The sequence below is a fragment of the Clostridium porci genome (assembly GCF_009696375.1).
GTDB classification, from domain to species: domain Bacteria; phylum Bacillota; class Clostridia; order Lachnospirales; family Lachnospiraceae; genus Enterocloster; species Enterocloster porci.
In genome coordinates, this window is the sequence record NZ_VUMD01000020.1 from 37,367 (window position 1) to 58,111 (window position 20,745).

General features: G+C 45.0%; 21 protein-coding genes. All 21 read left to right on the top strand.

Annotated elements, in window-relative coordinates; all coding sequences use genetic code 11:
- Positions 1–33: 33 nt before the first annotated feature.
- The 21 genes from radC (at position 34) to FYJ39_RS17385 (ending at position 20,527) form a co-directional block, all read left to right on the top strand.
- The gene (gene radC, locus FYJ39_RS17285; RefSeq protein WP_154473668.1) at positions 34–729 is read left to right on the top strand and encodes a RadC family protein; all 696 of its coding nucleotides are present in this window, start codon (positions 34–36) and stop codon (positions 727–729) included.
- Between the two features lie 163 nt (positions 730–892).
- Entirely contained in the window at positions 893–1,738 is an 846-nt protein-coding gene (gene mreC / locus FYJ39_RS17290) for a rod shape-determining protein MreC (RefSeq protein WP_154473669.1), read from the top strand.
- Positions 1,735–2,268 (top strand): rod shape-determining protein MreD, encoded by a 534-nt coding sequence (gene mreD / locus FYJ39_RS17295; protein ID WP_154473670.1) that lies wholly within the window; start codon positions 1,735–1,737, stop codon positions 2,266–2,268. The genes mreC and mreD overlap by 4 nt, the downstream gene beginning before the upstream one ends.
- On the top strand, positions 2,261–5,185 hold the full coding sequence (locus FYJ39_RS17300) for a penicillin-binding transpeptidase domain-containing protein (RefSeq protein ID WP_154473671.1): 2,925 nt from the start codon (positions 2,261–2,263) through the stop codon (positions 5,183–5,185). The genes mreD and FYJ39_RS17300 overlap by 8 nt, the downstream gene beginning before the upstream one ends.
- Before the next feature lie 21 nt (positions 5,186–5,206).
- A complete protein-coding gene (locus FYJ39_RS17305; protein WP_154473672.1) occupies positions 5,207–5,875 on the top strand; it encodes a septum site-determining protein MinC in 669 nt (222 codons plus the stop codon).
- A 75-nt stretch (positions 5,876–5,950) separates the two neighbouring features.
- Positions 5,951–6,742 carry a septum site-determining protein MinD gene (minD, locus tag FYJ39_RS17310; RefSeq protein ID WP_154473673.1) on the top strand — a complete coding sequence of 264 codons (792 nt, stop codon included), beginning with the start codon at positions 5,951–5,953 and terminating at the stop codon, positions 6,740–6,742.
- A gap of 16 nt (positions 6,743–6,758) precedes the next feature.
- Positions 6,759–7,040, top strand: a complete 282-nt coding sequence (gene minE, locus FYJ39_RS17315) for a cell division topological specificity factor MinE (RefSeq protein ID WP_178258739.1) — start codon at positions 6,759–6,761, stop codon at positions 7,038–7,040.
- Between the two features lies 1 nt (position 7,041).
- A complete protein-coding gene (locus FYJ39_RS17320) occupies positions 7,042–8,163 on the top strand; it encodes an FtsW/RodA/SpoVE family cell cycle protein (protein WP_154473674.1) in 1,122 nt (373 codons plus the stop codon).
- 20 nt (positions 8,164–8,183) lie between these two features.
- Positions 8,184–8,579 (top strand): methylglyoxal synthase, encoded by a 396-nt coding sequence (locus FYJ39_RS17325; RefSeq protein ID WP_154473675.1) that lies wholly within the window; start codon positions 8,184–8,186, stop codon positions 8,577–8,579.
- Positions 8,558–9,574, top strand: coding sequence for a D-alanyl-D-alanine carboxypeptidase family protein (locus tag FYJ39_RS17330; RefSeq protein ID WP_235919877.1), 1,017 nt, complete (start codon positions 8,558–8,560; stop codon positions 9,572–9,574). The genes FYJ39_RS17325 and FYJ39_RS17330 overlap by 22 nt, the downstream gene beginning before the upstream one ends.
- Positions 9,575–9,663: 89 nt before the next feature.
- Positions 9,664–10,083, top strand: a complete 420-nt coding sequence (locus FYJ39_RS17335) for a twitching motility protein PilT (protein WP_154473676.1) — start codon at positions 9,664–9,666, stop codon at positions 10,081–10,083.
- A 145-nt stretch (positions 10,084–10,228) separates the two neighbouring features.
- Positions 10,229–11,632, top strand: coding sequence for an HlyD family efflux transporter periplasmic adaptor subunit (locus FYJ39_RS17340; protein WP_154473677.1), 1,404 nt, complete (start codon positions 10,229–10,231; stop codon positions 11,630–11,632).
- Positions 11,633–11,653: 21 nt separating this feature from the next.
- Positions 11,654–12,334, top strand: a complete 681-nt coding sequence (locus FYJ39_RS17345) for a YggS family pyridoxal phosphate-dependent enzyme (RefSeq protein ID WP_154473678.1) — start codon at positions 11,654–11,656, stop codon at positions 12,332–12,334.
- Positions 12,335–12,378: 44 nt separating this feature from the next.
- Complete coding sequence (locus FYJ39_RS17350) at positions 12,379–12,888, top strand: cell division protein SepF (protein WP_154473679.1); 510 nt, start codon at positions 12,379–12,381, stop codon at positions 12,886–12,888.
- 89 nt (positions 12,889–12,977) lie between these two features.
- On the top strand, positions 12,978–14,075 hold the full coding sequence (aroB, locus tag FYJ39_RS17355; RefSeq protein ID WP_154473680.1) for a 3-dehydroquinate synthase: 1,098 nt from the start codon (positions 12,978–12,980) through the stop codon (positions 14,073–14,075).
- Positions 14,072–14,587 carry a signal peptidase II gene (gene lspA / locus FYJ39_RS17360; RefSeq protein ID WP_154473681.1) on the top strand — a complete coding sequence of 172 codons (516 nt, stop codon included), beginning with the start codon at positions 14,072–14,074 and terminating at the stop codon, positions 14,585–14,587. The genes aroB and lspA overlap by 4 nt, the downstream gene beginning before the upstream one ends.
- Before the next feature lie 34 nt (positions 14,588–14,621).
- Positions 14,622–15,503 (top strand): RluA family pseudouridine synthase, encoded by an 882-nt coding sequence (locus FYJ39_RS17365; RefSeq protein WP_353847318.1) that lies wholly within the window; start codon positions 14,622–14,624, stop codon positions 15,501–15,503.
- 215 nt (positions 15,504–15,718) lie between these two features.
- Positions 15,719–16,357, top strand: coding sequence for a cytidylate kinase-like family protein (locus tag FYJ39_RS17370; RefSeq protein ID WP_154473683.1), 639 nt, complete (start codon positions 15,719–15,721; stop codon positions 16,355–16,357).
- Between the two features lie 507 nt (positions 16,358–16,864).
- Positions 16,865–18,661, top strand: a complete 1,797-nt coding sequence (locus FYJ39_RS17375; RefSeq protein ID WP_154473684.1) for an LCP family protein — start codon at positions 16,865–16,867, stop codon at positions 18,659–18,661.
- A gap of 385 nt (positions 18,662–19,046) precedes the next feature.
- Positions 19,047–19,304: an HPr family phosphocarrier protein gene (locus tag FYJ39_RS17380; RefSeq protein WP_154473685.1), complete on the top strand. Its 258-nt coding sequence runs from the start codon at positions 19,047–19,049 to the stop codon at positions 19,302–19,304.
- Positions 19,305–19,405: 101 nt separating this feature from the next.
- Positions 19,406–20,527, top strand: a complete 1,122-nt coding sequence (locus FYJ39_RS17385) for a M14 family zinc carboxypeptidase (RefSeq protein WP_154473686.1) — start codon at positions 19,406–19,408, stop codon at positions 20,525–20,527.
- Positions 20,528–20,745 lie beyond the last annotated feature (218 nt).

Below are 20,745 nucleotides of genomic sequence, written 5' to 3' on the forward strand. Positions count from 1 at the left end.
TTGTACTTGGAGAGGTGCGTAGTAAGGAGAAAGATGGAAAGAATAAGAATGAAGGATTTACCCGCTGAAAACCGCCCCTATGAAAAGTGCCTTCAAGCAGGTCCTAAGAGCCTGTCCGACGGGGAGCTTCTGGCGGTCATCATACGCACAGGCAGCAGGGAGGATACCTCTCTTGCGCTGGCAGAAAAGCTTTTAGCCCTTGGCAGCCCCGGCGGCGGACTGCTGGGGCTTTTACACCATTCACTGACAGATCTGACGGAAATCAAAGGCATCGGTAAGGTAAAGGCAATTCAGCTTCTTTGTATCGGCGAGCTTTCCCGGCGCATCTGGAAGCGAAAAGCGCAGGAGCGGCCTCAGACCTTTAAACACCCGGAAGACATATCGGCCTATTATATGGAAGATATGCGTCATCTGGAGCAGGAAGAAATTCATGCTATGTTTTTTAACACCAAGCAGGTCATGATCAAGGAGCTTCTCTTAGCCAGAGGGACCGTAAACGCCTCTGTTATGACGCCCAGGGAGCTCTTGATTGAGGCGCTGCGCTGCCGGGCTGTCAGCATGGTTCTGGTCCATAATCATCCCAGCGGTGACACGGCTCCCAGCCGCGCGGATATCCTTCTAACCAGACGTGTGAAAGAAGCGGGAGACGTGATAGGAATTCAGTTGATTGACCATATTATAATCGGAGACAGATGCTACTTAAGCTTTCGCCAGCAGCATCTGCTGTGAGAAGCTGACTGCTTACCTTACAGGTGGATGATAACCGGGTATGGCTGTTCCCGGAAAAGAAAGCGGCCGGACTGCGCTGTTGGCAGCTTATATTCACTGAATTGTGACTGCCAGCGCTTTGGGATAAAGCAGTTATAAAATACATCTAAAAGGAACGATATCCATGGAATCGAAACACAGTAAATATATATTAGCTGTTCTTACTGTACTTTGTGTGCTGCTCATTGGCATCACCTCTTTAAAGGACGGAATTATGGAGCCTTTGCGTACGGGAGTGGGATATTTCCTCATCCCCATCCAGTCAGGCGTCAATGCGGTAGGAACCGGCATTTATAAGGAAATCAGCACCTACGGAACCTTAAAAAGCGCTCTTGATGAAAATGAAAAGCTGAAAAAACAGGTGGATCAGCTGATGGAAGAAAATAACCGCCTTCAGGCGGAACAGTATGAGCTGGAGCGTCTTCGTCAGCTCTATGAGCTGGATCAGGAGTATATGCAGTATGAAACGATCGGAGCGAGGGTCATTGCCAGAGATTCGGAGAAATGGTTTCAGGTATTCCGAATCAATAAAGGCTCAGCTGACGGAGTAGCTGTGGATATGAATGTGGTAGCCGGCGGAGGGCTGGTAGGAATTGTAACTGATGTGGGAGCCAATTATGCCACTGTGCGCTCTATCATTGACGATTCCAGCCGTGTGGGCGCAATGAAGGTAAATTCTTCCTATGGATGTATTGTAGCAGGCGATTTGACTCTATACGAGGAGGGAAGACTGAAGCTAACCGATTTTTCTAAGAACGCAGTTGTACGGGACGGTGACCAAATTGTTACTTCCAACATCAGCTCCAAATTTCTTCCGGGAATTTTAATTGGCTATGCGGCAAATGTTACTATTGATTCAGAGCATTTGACCCAGTCCGGTTATCTGATTCCGGCGGCTGATTTTGATAACCTCCAGGAGGTACTGATTCTCACCGATGTCAAAGATACAGGAGAGGCGGCTTCTAATTGAAAAATGCAAAGATAAAACAGGTACTTATCAATATATTATTTATTGTGCTGGCATTTACAGTACAAAACTGCGTGTTTCCGCTGCTGCCCTTTTTATCGGTTACACCTAACCTTTTGCTGATTCTGACCTTTTCGTTCGGCTTTATTCACGGAAAAAATGCAGGCATGTTCTATGGTGTGCTTTCAGGACTTATGCTGGATTTGTTCTATAGCGGTCCTTTCGGATTTTATACATTGATCTATGTATACATTGGCTATGTGAATGGTATTTTTACAAAATATTACTATGAGGATTACATTATCCTGCCGCTCATCCTCAGTATTGTAAATGAGCTTTGCTACAGCTTTTATATTTACCTGTTTCGTTTCCTGATAAGAGGAAGACTCGATCTTCCCTACTATTTTTGGACGATTATCTTACCAGAGACAATTTTTACTGCTGTAACCACGCTTTTGGTTTACCGGCTGTTTTTATCTGCCAGCCGAAGAGTGAAGGATATAGGAAAAAGGAGAGATAAACACCTTGTTTAATGAATTGCGGGAAATTCTTCAGGATTTCTTTAAAAAACTGTTTGCTTCCAGGCTTTTTGCCCTTTCTGTTATATTTACCCTTATGTTTGCGGGGCTGATCGGGAAGCTGTTTCGTATGCAGATATTGGAGGGAAGCAGTTACCAGGAAGAGTATATGCAGCTGACAGAAAAAAGCACCACGACCCCTGGCACCAGAGGCAATATTTACGATCGCAATGGAAATCTGCTGGCCTACAACCAGCTGGCCTATGTGGTCACCATCCAGGATACAGGAGACTATCCTCGTCCGGCAGATCGAAATGCCATGCTGTACCGGCTGGTAAGTATTCTGGAGCGCAGAGGGGAGACTGTGGAGGGAAAGCTGGAGCTGGCCATGGATCAGAATGGGGAGATGGTATTTACGTATGGGCCTGAGTCTGCCAGAAACCGTTTTCTATTAAATTTTTACGGACTGCCCAGCACCGATAAGCTGGATGACGCCAAGGGCAGATATCCTTCCAATATTACAGCCAGGGAAGCATTTGAGTATAAAAAGAAAGCGTATGAGCTGGACAGGATGAAGGATGAAAAGGGAAATCCACTGATTCTTCCGGATAAAACAGCTCTGGATATTATAAATATTATATATACCATGAAGCTGACGGAATACAAGAAGTATGAGACAACTACAGTAGCCACCGGTATTTCTGAGGAAACGATGATGGAAATCAACGAAAATATTGCTGATTTAAAGGGGGTAGCTGTGGAACAGTCCTCTATCCGCAAATATAATGACAGCCTTTATTTTGCTCCTATTATTGGATATACAGGGAAGGTTCAGGAAGAACAGATTGCAGATCTGAATGAACAGTGGCGTCAATCTGAAGGAGAAAAGGGACTGACTGGGGACACAGCGGAAAAGTACGATTTAAACGATATTGTAGGACGTACAGGTATTGAGAAGTCCCTGGAGCTGGAGCTTCAGGGGGAAAAGGGTTACTCCAGAATGTATGTGGATAATATGGGCCGTCCCCGTGAGATGATCCAACAGACCGACGCGAAAGCAGGAAATGACGTATACCTTACCATAGACAGAGATCTGCAGATTGCCATTTATAATCTGATTGAGAAACAGCTGGCCGGAATTCTGGCCCATCAGCTGGTCAATGAAGACGTAGATCTTACCAAGGTAACAGATTCTTCAAAGATTCCGATTCCTGTGAAGGACGTCTACTATCAGCTGATTAATAATAATGTTCTTTCCCTGCCGGCTATGGCCGAAGAGGACGCAACAGATATTGAAAAGGAAATTTACAGTATATACGACGCTTCCAGAGAGCAGATTTTGAACACCCTTAGCAATGAGCTGAAAAGCCCTCACGCCAGGGCCATGAACGAGCTGCCGGAGGATTTGTCAGCTTATATGAGATATATCTACAGCTTTCTGTCGGACTCATCCATCGGTATTATACAAAAGGACAAAATTGACCAGAATTCACAGGAATATTTGGCCTGGAATCAGGGAACCATCAGTCTCAGAGATTATATATACAGTGGAATATCAGCAAGCTGGGTGGATACAACCCGTCTGGATATTACAACAAGCAAATATTCAAATGCTGAGGATATTTTCAACTCGCTGGTAGATTATGTGACGGAGTCTCTGCGGGATGATAGTAAATTTACAAAGCAGATGTTCCGTTATCTAATTAACAATCAGGTAATTACAGGCCGTCAGCTCTGCCTGGCTCTCTACGCTCAGGGGGTGCTTAAGGACAATCCTCAGGAAATAGCGGCGCTTCAGTCAGGAGATGAGAATTATGCCTTTGTATTTATTCGGGATAAAATATCCAAGATCGAGCTGACGCCTGCACAGCTGGCTCTGGATCCCTGTACTGCCGGCTGCGTAGTAACGGATGTTAATACTGGTGAGGTACGGGCGTTGGTTACTTATCCCAGCTATGATAATAACCGATTGTCAGGCAGCGTAGACGCTGCTTATTACAGTCAGCTAAACGAGGATCTGTCTAAGCCTTTGTACAACAACGCGACCCAGGCCAGGAAGGCTCCCGGCTCCACCTTTAAGCCCATAACGGCAGTGGCTGCTCTGGAGGAGGGAGTTATCGATACGGTGGAATCCATAGAATGTACCGGAGATTATAAGGAGGTAACCCCTGATATCAAATGCTGGATTTATCCCGGACGCCATAATCATCTGAACATTGAGGGGGCTCTGGAAAATTCCTGCAACTATTTCTTCTCGGAGGTTGCGCACAGAATGGGCACGAATGAGTACGGCATTTATTCCACAGATTCAGGGCTGGATATTATCCGCAAATATGCCTCCCTGTTCGGTTTGGATCATACCTCCGGGGTGGAAATACCTGAGAATGATCCACAGCTGACAGACAAGGATCTGGAGCGGTCTGCCATTGGTCAGGGAACCCACTCCTATACAAATGTGCAGCTTTCCCGATATGTAGCTGCTATCGCCAACAGGGGAACCGTTTTTGAATTAAGTCTTTTAGATAAGCTTACGGATTCTGACGGCAATCTGATTCAAGATTATACGCCTGAGGTTCATTCGCAGATAGAGGTAGCCGATACCACCTGGGATGCAGTCCAGGCAGGCATGCGCCGTGTGATTACCGACAGCTCGGCCAAGCGCATTTTCTCTGACCTGCCGGTAGAGGTAGCGGGCAAGACAGGAACGGCACAGGAGACTAAGACCCGTGCCAACCATGCCTTTTTCGTATCCTTCGCCCCCTACAGCCAGCCGGAGATAGCGGTGACCATCAATATCCCCTATGGTTACGCAGGAACCAATGCCGCAACCCTTGGCAAAAAGGTGTACGAGTACTATTATGGATATACGACACTGGAACAGATAGAAGGTTCCGGCGCCTTAGGTGTATCAACTGTAAATATTGGTGATTAAGCCAGCAAAAGAGGTGATTGTATGCACAATGCGGTAGTAATCAAAAGCAGTAAAGCCGGTATGACCGTTATTCTGGACCCGGAGCTTCCCTTTGACGGGCTTTTGGAAGCTCTGGGGAAAAAATTCCGGGAAAGCGCCAAATTTTGGGGCTCTGTACAGATGACTTTGACGCTGGAGGGACGCAGCCTCACAGCTGCTGAGGAATTTAAGATTGTTGATACGATTACGAGAAATTCACAGATAGAAATCCTCTGCCTTCTGGATACGGATGCACAGAGGATTGAACGCTGTGAGAAAGCGCTGAATGACAAACTGATGGAGTTGAACTCACAGACAGGACAGTTCTACCGGGGAGCCTTAAGGAGAGGGGACACTCTGGAATCGGAGGCCAGTATCGTCATTATCGGCGACGTAGATCACGGAGCCAGGGTTACGGCCAAAGGCAATGTCATTGTTCTGGGGCAACTGCGCGGGACCGTGACAGCAGGCGTAGCCGGGAACCAGGACGCAGTGGTCATGGCAACCCTGATGGCCCCTTTGCAGCTGCGGATTGGAGAGTACAGCAGCCGCTTTAACGAGAAAAACAAGCGGTTAGGAAGAGGGCCAATGCTTGCTTTTCTGGAAGCTGGAAGGCTGGTAATCCGGCCGTTAAACAAAACATTTCTAAACAATATGTTAAATTTCACTTAATATCAAAAAAATACTGGAAAATTTTTGAAATTTAATGTAGAATAGGAAGGTAAAGTAATTTTTCAGGAGGTTCCTATGAGTGAAGTCATTGTGATTACTTCTGGAAAAGGCGGGGTAGGCAAGACGACTACTTCTGCCAATGTGGGAACAGGACTGGCCATCTTAGGTAAGCGGGTGGTGCTGATTGATACAGATATCGGCCTTCGCAACCTGGATGTAGTCATGGGACTGGAGAACCGCATAGTCTACAATCTTGTAGACGTGGTGGAAGGCAGCTGCCGTATGAAGCAGGCCCTGATAAGAGACAAAAGATATCCCAACCTTTACCTGTTGCCATCGGCGCAAACCAGGGACAAGACGGCTGTGAATCCGGAGCAGATGATAAAGCTGGTAGCTGACTTAAAAGAGGAATTTGACTACATACTGCTGGATTGTCCTGCGGGCATTGAACAGGGATTCTACAATGCCATAGCCGGAGCGGACAGAGCCCTGGTAGTTACTACACCTGAGGTTTCAGCTATCCGTGATGCAGATCGTATCATTGGACTTCTGGAACATGCGGAGCTGGGAGAGGTTGACTTGATTGTAAACCGAATCCGGGCTGATATGGTGCGTCGGGGGGACATGATGTCCTTAAGCGATGTATCGGATATTCTGGCAGTAAATATCATTGGGGCAGTGCCCGACGATGAGAATATTGTTGTTTCCACCAACCAGGGCGAACCGCTGGTAGGGATGGGTTCCACAGCAGGACAGGCTTATTTGGACATTTGCCGCAGGCTTCTGGGAGAAAGCGTGCCGATGGCAGATCCCGGACAGACAGAGACCTTTTTCACCAGACTGTGCAGCGTGCTAAGGCGCGCATAGAAGGGACGGTGCCAAGGTGAGATGGTTTTCAAATGTTTGTACCAGGCGTTCCGGAGAGACAGCTAAGATGCGGCTGAAGCTTTTGCTGGTATCCGACAAGGCAGGCTGCTCACCGGAGATGATACAGATGATGAGGGATGACATCATACATTCCATTTCAAAATATATGGAGATAGAAAAGGAGAATGTCCGAATACAGGTGGATAGGGAGGCGTTCAGTTCAGAAACAGGACAGGCCCTGCCTGTACTTCATGCCAATATACCAATTCGTTCCATATCGAATAAGGGGCTTTATTAACATGTTTTTGGATTATGATTTCAGATATTTTAATTTTCGGCTGATACTTTATATGATTGCTCTCAATATCATAGGCGTTCTGGTTATACGGAGCGCCACCAATCTTGATGCGGAAGCAGTCAACAAACAGCTGTTAGGCGTATTAGTAGGGCTTGCTATAGCGATTGGATTATCATTCATCGATTACCACAGGATCTTGAATTTCAGCATAATTATCTATGGGCTTTGCATTGCAAGCCTTATCGCTGTGCTGATTTGGGGCAGGGATGTGAATAATGCCAGGCGCTGGATTGAAGTTCCGGTTATCGGTCAGCTTCAGCCTTCAGAATTTGTGAAAATCGGTTTGATTGTTACCTTTTCCTGGTATTTCATGAAATACCAGGAAAAGATCAATCAGGTCAGTACGGTTATTATAGCAGTAGCGCTTTTTGCAGCCCCGGCATTTCTAATTTTTGAACAGCCTAATCTTTCCACCTGTCTGGTGACGATGGTGATGGTTCTGGGAATTGTCTTTGCCAGCGGCATCAGCTACAGGTGGATTATGGGAACTCTGGCTGTAACCGTACCGGTCGTATCGACCTTTATATACCTTCTGCTTAACGGTATGATTCCTTTTATTAAAGAATATCAGGCAGGACGTATTCTGGCCTGGTTTTATCCTGAACAATATGGAGAGGCCAGGTATCAGCAGAATAATTCTATTATAGCCATTGGTTCCGGTCAATTAAGGGGTAAGGGACTGTATAATACCACCATTGCATCTGTAAAAAACGGTAATTTCCTGTCAGAAGAGCAGACGGATTTCATCTTTGCCGTCATAGGAGAGGAACTGGGATTTATTGGCTGCGTTGCGGTAATTATATTGTTTTTGCTGATTGTATATGAATGTCTTATGATGGCAGGGCGGGCCAGAGATTTATCGGGTAAGCTTATCTGCACAGGCATGGCAACCCTGATAGCGTTTCAGGCATTCTCCAATATTGCCGTAGCCACAGGCATTTTCCCCAATACAGGGCTGCCGCTTCCTTTTATCAGTTACGGAAGCAGCTCTCTTATCAGTATATGTTTGGGGATGGGGCTGGTGCTCAACGTAGGACTTCAAAGAGAAACAAGACATTACTAATCCAAGGAGGGTTATAAGATATGACGATTGGTTTGATTGCACATGACGCAAAGAAAAAATTAATGCAGAACTTCTGTATCGCTTACAGGGGGATACTCAGCAAGAATACCTTGTACGCTACCGGAACCACCGGAAGGCTGATAGAGGAGGTAGTTAACTTAAATATTCATAAATATCTTGCAGGTCACCTGGGCGGCATGCAGCAAATGGCTGCTCAGATTGAGCACAATGAGATGGATTTGGTCATTTTCCTAAGGGATCCCCATAATCCCAAATCCCACGAGCCTGATGTAAATGATGTGGTACGCCTTTGCGATACCTATAACATCCCTCTGGCAACCAATCTGGCATCTGCCGAGCTGTTAATCAAGGCTTTGGATCGAGGCGATATGGAATGGCGCGAGGTAATCAGATAATGTTCGGATGCAAAGGCTGTTTCGGCTTTGCAAAGCGCACCAGAGCTCTTGCTCTGGCTCTTGTGACGGCAGGAGTCTTGTCTGCTGCGGGCTGTACTCCCGGCGTGAAGGATGCCTATTCACTAACGGATCGGATTCCGGCTTTGACAGACGCAGATTCCAGTTCCCACTATGCGAAGGGCTTTTCGTCTGATCTCTGTGTCATTTCTGACGAGGCTTCCTTTGACCCGGAATTTGCAACCTCAGAAGCAGCAGTGCTTTTTGATATCAGTGACAAAGAGGTGCTTTACAGTAAAAATGCCTTTGAACAGCTGTATCCGGCCAGTATCACCAAGGTAATGACCGCCTTGGTAGCAATAAAGTATGGGGACTTAAAAGGACGGGTGCTGGTAACGGAGGACGCGGTGGTCACAGAGTCCGGGGCAACGCTCTGCGGAATTCAACCTGGAGATACCCTGACTTTGGAGCAGCTCCTTTATGGATTGATGCTTCCCTCAGGGAATGACGCCGGGGCAGCCATTGCTGTTCATATGGCAGGCAGCATTGACGGATTTGCGGATATGATGAATGAGGAAGCAGCCGCGCTGGGAGCTACCGGGACTCATTTTACGAATCCTCATGGACTTAATGATCCAAACCATTATACCACCGCCTATGATTTATATCTGATTTTCAATGAAGCTTTAAATTATCCAATCTTTCGTCAGATTATTGGAACCAAAGCTTATACGGCGAACTATCATGACAGAAACAGTCAGCCGGTTTCCAAAACATGGAAGGGTGGCAACTGGTTTATGACAGGAGAGCGTAAGACGCCTGAAGGCCTGACTGTATTCGGAGGAAAGACAGGTACGACACAGGCCGCAGGCTATTGCCTGATTATGGGAACCAGGGGGCCTGATGATAAGGAATATATATCGGTTGTGCTAAAGGCGGATAGCCGTCCTCATCTTTATGATAATATGGGAAATATAATTTCTGAAATCGTCAAATAGTGATTGCGCTTTCTATGAATTTGTACTATAATTAGAATATCCTTATTTGTTTTTTTATACAACATATATAACTCGAGGAGGAGATTGGTATGGTTCAGATTATTGCAGGAAGAAAAGGTAAAGGAAAGACCAAGCATCTGTTAGATATGGCTAATGCAGCAATCAAGGGGGCCACTGGCACTGTCGTATATCTCGATAAAAGTTCCCAACACATGTATGAGTTAAACAATAAGATTCGTCTCATTAATGTCAATGAATTTCCAATATTAAGCAGCGAAGGATTTTTAGGATTTATCTGTGGTATTATCTCCCAGGATCACGATTTGGAAACTATGTATCTGGATAGCTTTTTAAAGTTAGCCTGCCTGGAGGGAGAGGATATTTCTGATACATATATGACATTGAAAAATATCTGTGAAAAGTATCATGTCACCTTTGTTTTAAGTATTTCTATGGACAGGGCAGAGCTTCCGGAGTGCGCTCAGGGCGATGTGATCATTTCACTGTAATGATACAATTTCTGTGATAAAATAGGTAACAGAAAAGTGACAAGCTGCCAACCTGCCGGGATGTAACTGCCTGGTGTGGGAGGCAGTTTTTTCACTGCATTGTATCTGTATTCAGAGTTGGAGCATAAAAGGAGAGAGCTTGTTCATGACTAAAAAAAAGAACAAGAAAGTCGTGCGGTACAGGCGGCCGCTGAATATTAATGTGGGTATGATTATTTTTGCTATCATATTTCTCTATCTGGTGTTTAGTGTCTCTACCTATCTAAGACGTGAAAAAATTCAGTTTTATGAGGTGGTGGAGGGCGGTATTGTAAACAATAAAGTCTATACCGGGCTGATACTCAGAGAAGAACAGGTAAAGACAGCAGACCGCACAGGATATATCCATTACTATCTGCGGGAAGGAAAACGGGCTTCCGTAGGAAGCAGAATCTACTCTTTGGATGAAACGGGAAGTCTGGATAGTCTTTTAAAGGAAAACGCGCAAGCCAGCGGCAGCTCCTTGTCACAGGAAAATTTGTCTGACTTAAAAAAGCAGCTGTCCTCTTTTGTTCTGTCCTTTGATTCTGTGAACTTTTCGTCCATATATGACACCAGGATGTCTCTGGAAACCTCTGTGATGGAATATTCCAGCTTCAGCGCCCTGGATCAGTTAGATAAGCTGGCTAAAGAATCAGGGGCGGTCTTTGAGCAGGTCAAATCCGACGTGTCAGGTGTGGTTTCCTATGGCATTGACTCCTACGAGACCTTAACACCTGCTGATGTAAGAGCTGAAAGCTTTGACAGGAGCAATTATAATAAAACTACCAAAAAGTCAGGGGATCTGATTGACAGCGGTACTCCGGCATACAAAATTATAACTTCTGGCAGTTGGTCCATTCTCTTTCCTCTGACTGAGGAGGACAAGCTCCTCTTTGCTGACCGGACAGCTCTCAGGGTGAATTTTAAAGACCAGTCTATGAGCACAGTGGGCGCCTACTCTACCATTACCGGGGCTGACGGAGCTGCCTATGGCCGGCTGGATTTTACTAAGTATATGGAGCAGTTTATCTCCGACCGTTTCGTAAGCTTTGAGATACAGATGGAACAGGCTGAGGGCTTAAAAATTCCCGTCAGCTCAGTTACGGACAAGAGCTTTTATCTGATCCCGGCGGATTATATGACTCAGGGAGGAGATTCCACAGATACAGGCTTTAATAAAGAGGTGTACAATGAAAACGGAACCCCAGTAGTTTTTGTTCCTACTACCATATACTATTCTGATGATGAATACTGCTATGTGGATATGGATGAGGAAGGAGGATTAAAGGCGGGGGATTATGTGGTAAAGCCTGAATCTGATGAACGGTTTCAGATTGGAAGAACAGCTTCTCTAAAGGGCGTTTACAATATTAATAAGGGATACACTATATTCAAACAAATTGATGTGTTGGATTCAAACAGCGAGTTTTATACGGTGCGCAAGAATATGAGCTACGGACTTTCCGTATATGATCATATTGTGCTGGATGCCTCTATGGTAGAGGAAGGGCAGCTTTTGTATCAGTAAAAAGAAAGGCAGGTAAACATTATGATAAAGACGCAGCTGGAAGAAGTGAGAGAACGAATAGAGGCAGCTTGCCTTAGGGCGGGTAGAAGCTCCTCAGAGGTAACTCTAATAGCAGTGAGTAAGACAAAACCGGTTTCTATGCTTAAGGAGGCCTACGACTGCGGAGCCAGAGCTTTTGGAGAAAATAGGGTTCAGGAATTAATCAGCAAGAAGCCTGAATTGCCGGAGGATATTCGCTGGCATATGATTGGTCATCTTCAGCGCAATAAGGTAAGCCAGGTTATCGGCAAGGCAGTTCTCATTCATTCGGTAGATTCTCTGCGCTTGGCTCAGCAGATAGAAACGGAGGCGGCCAGAAAGGGGCTGGAGGCAGATATTCTTCTGGAGGTAAATGTTGCCAGGGAGGAGAGTAAGTATGGGTTTATGATGGAAGAGGTTGAGGAGGCAATTATGCTTATTAAGAATTTTTCTCATGTTCACATCAAAGGTCTTATGACAATTGCGCCTTTTGTAGAGAATCCAGAAGAAAATCGAGAAATTTTTAAAAAATTATTTGATTTTGCTGTTGACATAGGTAGCAAAAACATTGATAATGTTACTATGGATGTGCTTTCAATGGGAATGACCGGGGATTATGAGGTTGCCATTGAGGAGGGCGCAACTATGGTGAGAGTCGGCACCGGCATTTTCGGCGCACGATAAGGTGTACCTCCCAGGGTGCACAAAGAGAGATTGGAGAGTGTAAGATGAGTCTGTTAGGTAAGTTAATGGATACCATGAGATTAAGTCCTGAAGATGATGAGGACGACTACTACCTGGACGATGACTTTGACGAGGAAGCTCCCCGCAAGGGACTGTTCTCGAAGAGAAACTCAGAATATGATGACGAAGAAGAGCAGGACAAGCCTCGATTTTTAGGGAAATCCAGTCCGAAGGTGGTGCCAATGAGACGCAGCATGGAGGTTACTATGATAAAGCCTACTTCCATGGAGGACTCCAGGGATATCAGTGATTACCTGCTGGCCGGTAAAGCTGTAGTTTTAAATATGGAAGGGATTCATACAGAGGTAGCTCAAAGAATCATTGATTTCACATCTGGGGCCACCTATTCTATGAATGGGAATTTACAAAAGATATCGAACTATATTTTTATTGCGACGCCTGATTCTGTAGAATTGTCTGGTGATTTTCAGGATATCCTGGCTGCCGGAGGCGCCATGGGCATGGATGTATCCGGCCTTAATATTCGTTTATAACACATAGGGAGAATGAAATACTATATGGACGTAACGCGGCAGACCCTTAAGGCGTCTGCCAGTTTGTCGTTAAGGAGGTTATTGGTTAGATGGCTGACAGAATTAGCGTACGCAGAGACGGTCTGCGAATTTATGATATTGTGCTGGAACATTCCTTTAGGGGCTTGAAAGCTGAATTAAAAAAGCTTGCTATAGAGGACAGGAAAATTTGTATTGTCACAGATTCCAATGTTGCTGGTCTTTATCTGGATGAGGTAAAGGAAATATTATCCTCCTGCTGCAAGAGCGTATCTGTGTTTGTGTTCCCTGCCGGTGAAGAGAACAAAAATCTGGAAACGGTAAGAAAGCTGTATGAGCATTTAATAGCAGAAAATTTTGACAGAAAAGATATGTTGGCCGCCCTTGGAGGCGGCGTGGTAGGAGATCTCTGTGGATTTGGGGCTGCCACTTACTTAAGAGGTATTGATTTTATCCAGATACCTACCACCTTGCTGGCTCAGGTGGATTCCAGTATTGGCGGTAAGACAGGGGTGGACTTTGACGCCTATAAAAATATGATAGGAGCCTTTCATATGCCCAGGCTGGTATATACGAATCTTGGCGTTCTCAGAACTCTTTCCGAAGAGCAGTTTTCTTCTGGTATGGGAGAGGTGATCAAACATGGCCTTATTAAGGACAAGGAATATTATCAGTGGCTTAAGGATAACCGGAAGGCAATTTTAAACCGGGATTTGGAGTTTTGCCAAAGGGTAGTTTACGTGAGCAATATGATAAAAAAGCAGGTAGTGGAACAGGACCCGAAAGAGCAAGGAGAAAGAGCGCTTTTAAACTTCGGTCATACCCTTGGTCATGCCATTGAGAAATCATTGGAGCTGTCTATGCTTCATGGACACTGTGTTGGTCTTGGAAGTATAGCTGCAGCCTATATTTCCAAAAGCAGAGGAATGATCTCAGAGGAAGAGTGGATCGATATCCGGGATACGTTTAAGGCCTTTCGTCTGCCGGTTCAGGTTACAGGAGCAGACTGGGCGAAGATATCCCAGGCAGTAAAGCGGGATAAAAAGATGGATGCCGGTTCGATTAAATTTATCCTGCTGCGGACTCCGGGGGATGCTTACGTGGACAAGACCGTAAATGAGGAAGAAATGAAGGCCGGATTGATATGCATAGGAGGACACACAGAATGACAAAGCAGAAACGCTCTATGATTTACAGCTTTATAATAGGTGTGGTAATTCTAGTAGGACTGGATCAGTGGACGAAGGGACTTGCTGTCGCTCATTTAAAGAATAAGGAGCCCGCTGTGGTATGGAAGGGAGTCTTTGAATTTTGCTATTCGGAAAACCGAGGAGCTGCCTTTGGAATGATGCAGGAGAAGCAGCTGTTCTTTTTCCTGATTGCTGTCCTGGTCTTGGGCGCTGTAGCGTATCTTATATGGAAAATGCCGGCTGAGAGACGGTATATGCCCTTGGCCGTATGTTTGATGCTGATCTGCGCAGGAGCCACAGGCAATATGATCGATAGGGTCAGTCAGGGATATGTAGTGGATTTTCTGTATTTTAGGCTTATTCATTTTCCAATCTTTAATGTAGCGGATTGCTATGTGACTTCGGCGGCGGCCGGCTTGATGCTGCTTATTATGTTCCATTATAAAGATGAGGACATGATGTGCTTTTCTCTTAAGAAAAAGGAGGAGTGAGAAATAGTTGAAGCAGGAATTTCATCCTACGGACATGGACTGTGACGTGAGAATTGATAAGTATCTTGCCACTCTCTGTCCTGATTTAAGCCGTTCCTATATCCAGAGACTGCTTAAGTCAGGGAAGGTGCTTGTTAACGGAAGGAGTGTGAAAGCCAGCTATGTGGTGTGCGAGGATGATTGCATTGAGCTGGAGGCGCCTCAAGCTGTGGAACCGGAGATAGAAGCGGAGCCTATGGATTTGGATATTCTTTATGAAGATAAGGATATCATACTCATCAACAAGCCTAAGGGAATGGTGGTTCATCCAGCTGCCGGCCACTACAGCCATACACTGGTAAACGGACTGATGTATCACTGCAGGGATCAGCTTTCCGGAATCAATGGAGTAATGCGCCCTGGAATCGTCCATCGGATTGATATGGATACCACTGGAGTTCTGATTGCGTGCAAGAATGATAGAGCCCATAATTCCATTGCCGCTCAGTTGAAGGAACATTCCATTACCAGACGTTATCAGGCTATTGTACACGGCGTCATTAAAGAGGACGGGGGTACAATCAACGCACCCATTGGCCGCCATCCTACTCAACGAAAGAGGATGAGCATTAACTATGATAAGGGGCGGGAGGCAGTAACTCACTATAAGGTTCTGAAGCGCTTTAGCCACTATACCTATGTGGAATGCAGGCTTGAAACAGGACGCACCCACCAGATACGTGTCCATATGGCCAGTATTCATCATCCTCTTTTAGGCGATCAAATATATGGCCCTTCCAGATGCCCCATACCAGGGCTTCAGGGCCAGACCCTCCACGCCGGGATTCTTGGAATTATACATCCTGAAACAGGGGAAAAGATGGAGTTTTGCGCACCTCTTCCTGATTATTTTGAAGGGCTTCTTAAGATACTGTAAACCAGTCGTAACCATAGAAGAGAGGAAAGTCCTGTCAGAACGCAGACTGTAAGAAGCTTCAGAAAACAGACCTTTTAGTTTCTTGAAACAGGATATTAAAATAGATATTGTCAGATTTCTATATACTTTTCTGTTTTTTTGAGTTATAATATCTATACAGATAGTAAATATAACTCACTTAGCTATGATATATGCGGCAGAAAGGGGAATGTTTCATGACAAATAATCTTATAATTACCATAGGCAGACAGTGCGGCAGCGGAGGGAAGCTAATCGGAGAAATGTTGGCAAAGAAAATGGGCGTTAAGTGCTATGATAAAGAGCTGTTGTCCATGGCTGCAAAGCATAGCGGACTTTGCCAGGAGCTTTTTGAAAAGCTGGATGAACGTCCGACCAGCAGCTTTCTCTATTCTCTAGTTATGGATTCCTATTCCATGGGTTATACGACGTCAGGATATTCTGACATGCCTATTAACCATAAGATATTTTTGGCCCAGTTTGACACCATTAAAAGGCTGGCAGACGAGCACTCCTGTGTTATGGTAGGCCGTTGCGCAGACTATGCTTTGGAGGATTATCCCAATGTAGTCAATGTTTTTATCACAGCTGATGACAGAGACAAACTGAACCGTCTGAAGGAGCTATATAAGGTGGATGAATCTAAGGCCAAGGATATTATGATTAAAACAGATAAGCAGCGTTCCAGCTACTATAATTATTACTCCAATAAAAAGTGGAGTGACCCGCGCAGCTATGACCTCTGCATCAACAGCAGCAAGGTTGGTCATGAAGGTGCAGTGGATGTTATTATGAATTTTGCAGATGTTAAGCAGCGGTGGTTAAAACAGAACTAGCATAGCAGGCACTTAAAATACCATCCTTTTCAAAGCCCAGTTTGGTTTCGTGCTGAACCGGGCTTTTGCTATGAGCTTAAACCTGCTTAGAGATCACTTTATTGTATGTATCAGCCGGAAAGGATCTGGCCTAATGAAAGAATGATATTTTAATGATTACGTAAGAGTTTTTTAGTGTTTTTTTCTACCGTTTATGATATACTTCCTTAGGAACATAGGCACATATAAATGATATAGTCTTGCTTGCCTTTACGAAAAAGATAACTAAAAAAGCAAAAGAGGAGTAAGATCGAAAACGTGCTAGGTGTCACACTTATTTGTGCTTGAAAAGGCGGACTACACATATAATCATTCGGTCATCCGGCAAGCCGGACAGGCCACTCACCTCCCCGTGATTTGTAGTATACCAAGTTCCCTGCAAAGAAGAATTATAACAAAGAAATAAGCTCAGGGAAACAGTTTCATTACGTTTTGTACATGAGCGAAGCGAAAGGAATGGATATAATCATGAACGATAGGGCACAGGATGATGAGCTGGAACGGATGAGAGCCAGAAGAAGGGCTTCTGCTCGTTCCGGAAGAACAGCGCCTGCCAGAGGGCGGAAGGCACAGGAATACAATTATGATGATGCTTATTATGAAGAGGAATATTCCTATGATGGGGAGGATCGCCTCCAGGATATTCTTATAGGAGATGAACCCAAGGAATGGGAAGGACAGTCATCAGGACGGTCTCGGCGTTATTCATCTTTGGGAGCAGCAAGAAATGCTGACCGATACAAAACGGCTTCCAGAACCCGAAAAAATACAGCCCTTTTTTCTTCTAAAACGGTATCGGATCGGAAAGGCACAAAAGCCGGACAGAGCTTAAATGGGCGGAACAGACGGAGTAATGCTGCTGGAAGGAAGGGTGCTTCCCAAGCTCAAAAGGGGCGAGTAGTTAAGAGGAAGAAACGGCACGGCTGGAAATCTATAGTTCTTCTTCTACTGACACTGTTCATCGGCTATGGGGCCTGGTTGTTCCTTCACCGGCCTACAGGCTATTGGACGGTCGCCGTATTTGGTGTAGACAGCAGAGATGGAAGCACTGATAAGGCTCTGGCAGATGTCCAGATGATCTGCAATATTGATCGCTCCACTGGTGAAATAAAGCTGGTAAGCGTGTACAGGGATACATACCTTAAGATTAATTCCGATGGAACCTACCACAAGATCAACGAGGCCTACTTCAAGGGCGGACATAAGCAGGCAGTAGATGCCTTGGAGGAAAATCTGGATATAAAGATTGATGATTATGCAGCTTTCAACTGGAAGACTGTTGCGGAAGCTATCAATATTCTGGGCGGCGTAGATATGGAGCTTACGCAGGATGAATTCAAATACATAAATAGTTTTATCACCGAGACAGTGGAATCCACAGGCATTGCCTCTGTTCACCTGACACAGCCAGGTATGAATCATCTGGACGGCGTCCAGGCGGTAGCCTATTGCCGTCTGCGCCTTATGGACTCTGATTTTCAGAGAACAGAACGACAGAGAAAGGTAGTTACGCTGGCGCTGGATAAAGCAAAGCAGGCAGATATGTCTACATTGACAAGCCTAGCAGGTTATCTGATTCAGCAAATTTCCACCAGCGTTGGTCTGGACGATGTGCTTCCTCTTGTTAAGGACATTGATAAATACTACATTGGGGAAACTACAGGATTTCCATTTTCCAGGCAGACTATGCGAGTAGGCCGTATGGATTGTGTTATTGCTACGACTTTGGAAAGTAATGTTGTTCTTCTTCACCAGTTCCTATACGGAGAGGATATAAGTTATAGTCCCTCATCTGCTGTAAGGAAAATCAGCGCCCGGATTTCCGAAGAAACGGGGTTATATGATGCGGGTAAAGCTGCGCCTGGCAAAGGTTCTTCCGGAGGCGAAGCCTCGGGAAATAAGGGCGGAGATAAGGCTCCGGTATCCCCAGCACCTTCCGAGACAGAGCGTTTTGAGACACTGCCTGATGAGTCAGATCCTCTAGAGGAAAGCACAGAGAAAAGCTCAGAAGAGACTGCAGAGGAGAGGGAGAAAGCAACAGAGGAGACCCCAGAGTCAGAGGAGATAGGTCCTGGTGTATCTGATAATCCAGTAAAAGCGCAGGAGCCTACAACGTCGGAAGATGAAGAAAAAGGGCCTGGAGCAGAAGAAACGGAAGCAGTTATCAGGCCTGCCAAGGAGCAGGAAGGAACAGATGCAAGTGAAACTTCGGGAAGCGCAGGCACTAGTTTTGGAGGCCCCGGAGAAATCGGACCGGGAGTATGACGGATAGAGGTATGTATGAAGTATTATTTCTTCCATTTTTATTATATCATAGGAAATTAGCTACATTAAACAAACTTTAAGTGATACACGAAGTTCAGTCAGAGCGCCAGACTGAACCATACGCCTCTACGGAGAAAACCAACGCCAGAGGGCCAGAGGATATAATATGTAATAAGCCTTTCGGCTATTTGCGCTTGTAAAAGCCAACATACGGCGAAGGTTCACTTAAATACTCTAGTCGAGACGGGTTATAATATCTTCAGTCAGTATATGACTCCTGGTTCAGTGACACGCGAAAGCGGGTCAGCATCAGGCCGAACGGTATGCATCCCCAGTTAGTATGCCATGGCGTAATAGAGGGGAGAACAATAAAGGATGATTGATTATGATAAGTTACGAATACGTTATTTCAGACCGACAGGGTCTTCATGCAACGAATGCTATGAGCTTATGCCGGGCAGCCAGTGAATATAAGAGCAGTATCACATTAAAAGGAAGGAAGGGGAAGGCAGACTGCAAAAATGTTCTTGCTCTTATAGGGCTTGGAGCGCTCCAGGGAGAATGCCTGGAACTTGTTATTGAAGGAGAGGACGAGACACAGGCGGCAGGCTTTTTAAAGGGACTACTAAGAACCATACTTTAGAAGATCTATTAGCTAAAGCATTTATTTTCCCCTGAACCTTTTCATACATTATGAGCATATGAAACCAGATCAGAAAGGAAAGAGGAGAGAGAGTATATCATATGAAACGTATAGCATGTGCAGTTTTAAGCGGAGCATTGGTTTTTGTGGGAATTGGAAATATGGAATTAACTGGTTACGGGGCAGAATTTTCATATAAAGAGGCCAATGCCATAGGGCCTGGGATAAATGCTGCTGTAGGGGTTAACAATTTTTTGAATTTGGAAGTAACCAATCCCATTGTCAAGCCAGTAGATAAATATTCTTATGATCAGATGGAACGAGATATCCAGGCATTAGAGCAGTCTTACGGTGACAAAATTACAGTTAATATCATTGGCACCTCACGGGACGGACGAAAGATCTATGATATAATACTTGGAAATCCACAGGCAGAAGCTCATATTTTGATGCAGGGAGCTATTCATGCCAGAGAATATATGACTCCACTGGTAATGATGAGCCAGTTGGAGTATGCTCTGATTAATTATGATACAGGACGTTATAATTTTAAGCCAGTTTCTGATATGCTGAAAAAAACAGCAATTCATTTTATTCCTATGACAAATCCCGATGGAGTAACCTTGAGCCAATTTGGTATAGACGGAATTCGTTCAGATGAGCTGAAGAGGATTATAAGAACTTGCTATGCATCGGATGTGAATCTGGGAAAAACAACCGATACGTTTGAAGTATACCTATCTAAATGGAAGGCTAATGCAGGAGGAGTAGATTTGAATTACAATTTTCCTTATGGCTGGAATGAGCTTTCTACTACCTTAACTTCTCCATCTTATGCCGCCTATAAAGGAACGAGTCCTTTATCGGAGCCGGAGAGTCAGGCTCTTGCCAGTATCGCTGATCAGTATCCATGGGCAATTACTATCAGCTATCATTCCCAGGGAGAGGTAATTTACTGGACGACCAGCAACAATGGTGCCAAAATGGCATCCAATACCTTAGCAGAGAACATATCAGTAATGACAGGTTATCGCATGGATTCCAGTGACGGAAAGGGAGGCTTTAAAGACTGGATGCAATCAAAAGCTGATGCAGTGCCTGGCGTAACTTTGGAGGTAGGAAGGTTCCCTTGCCCTGTACCATTTTCTGAATTCAGCACTGTTTGGAAGCAGAACAAAGGCGTTTGGGTTCAAGCTTTGGATTATGTGAGTAAGAGGTTATAAATGCAAGGTAAAAATGGCGAACCGGATAGTTAAATATATGTTGAGCCGGTGCAGGTGGAAAATATTGGATGGCTATTAATTATTCGCGAAAGTCTAGTTTAACGAATAGTTAATAGCTAATTACGTATGCGCGAATACATTCTTTAACAGTTTGTTGGAGGGTGTATTTTTTTATGTTGAATCGGTTCTTTTGTATCCTTTTAACGGTTTCCTGTTTG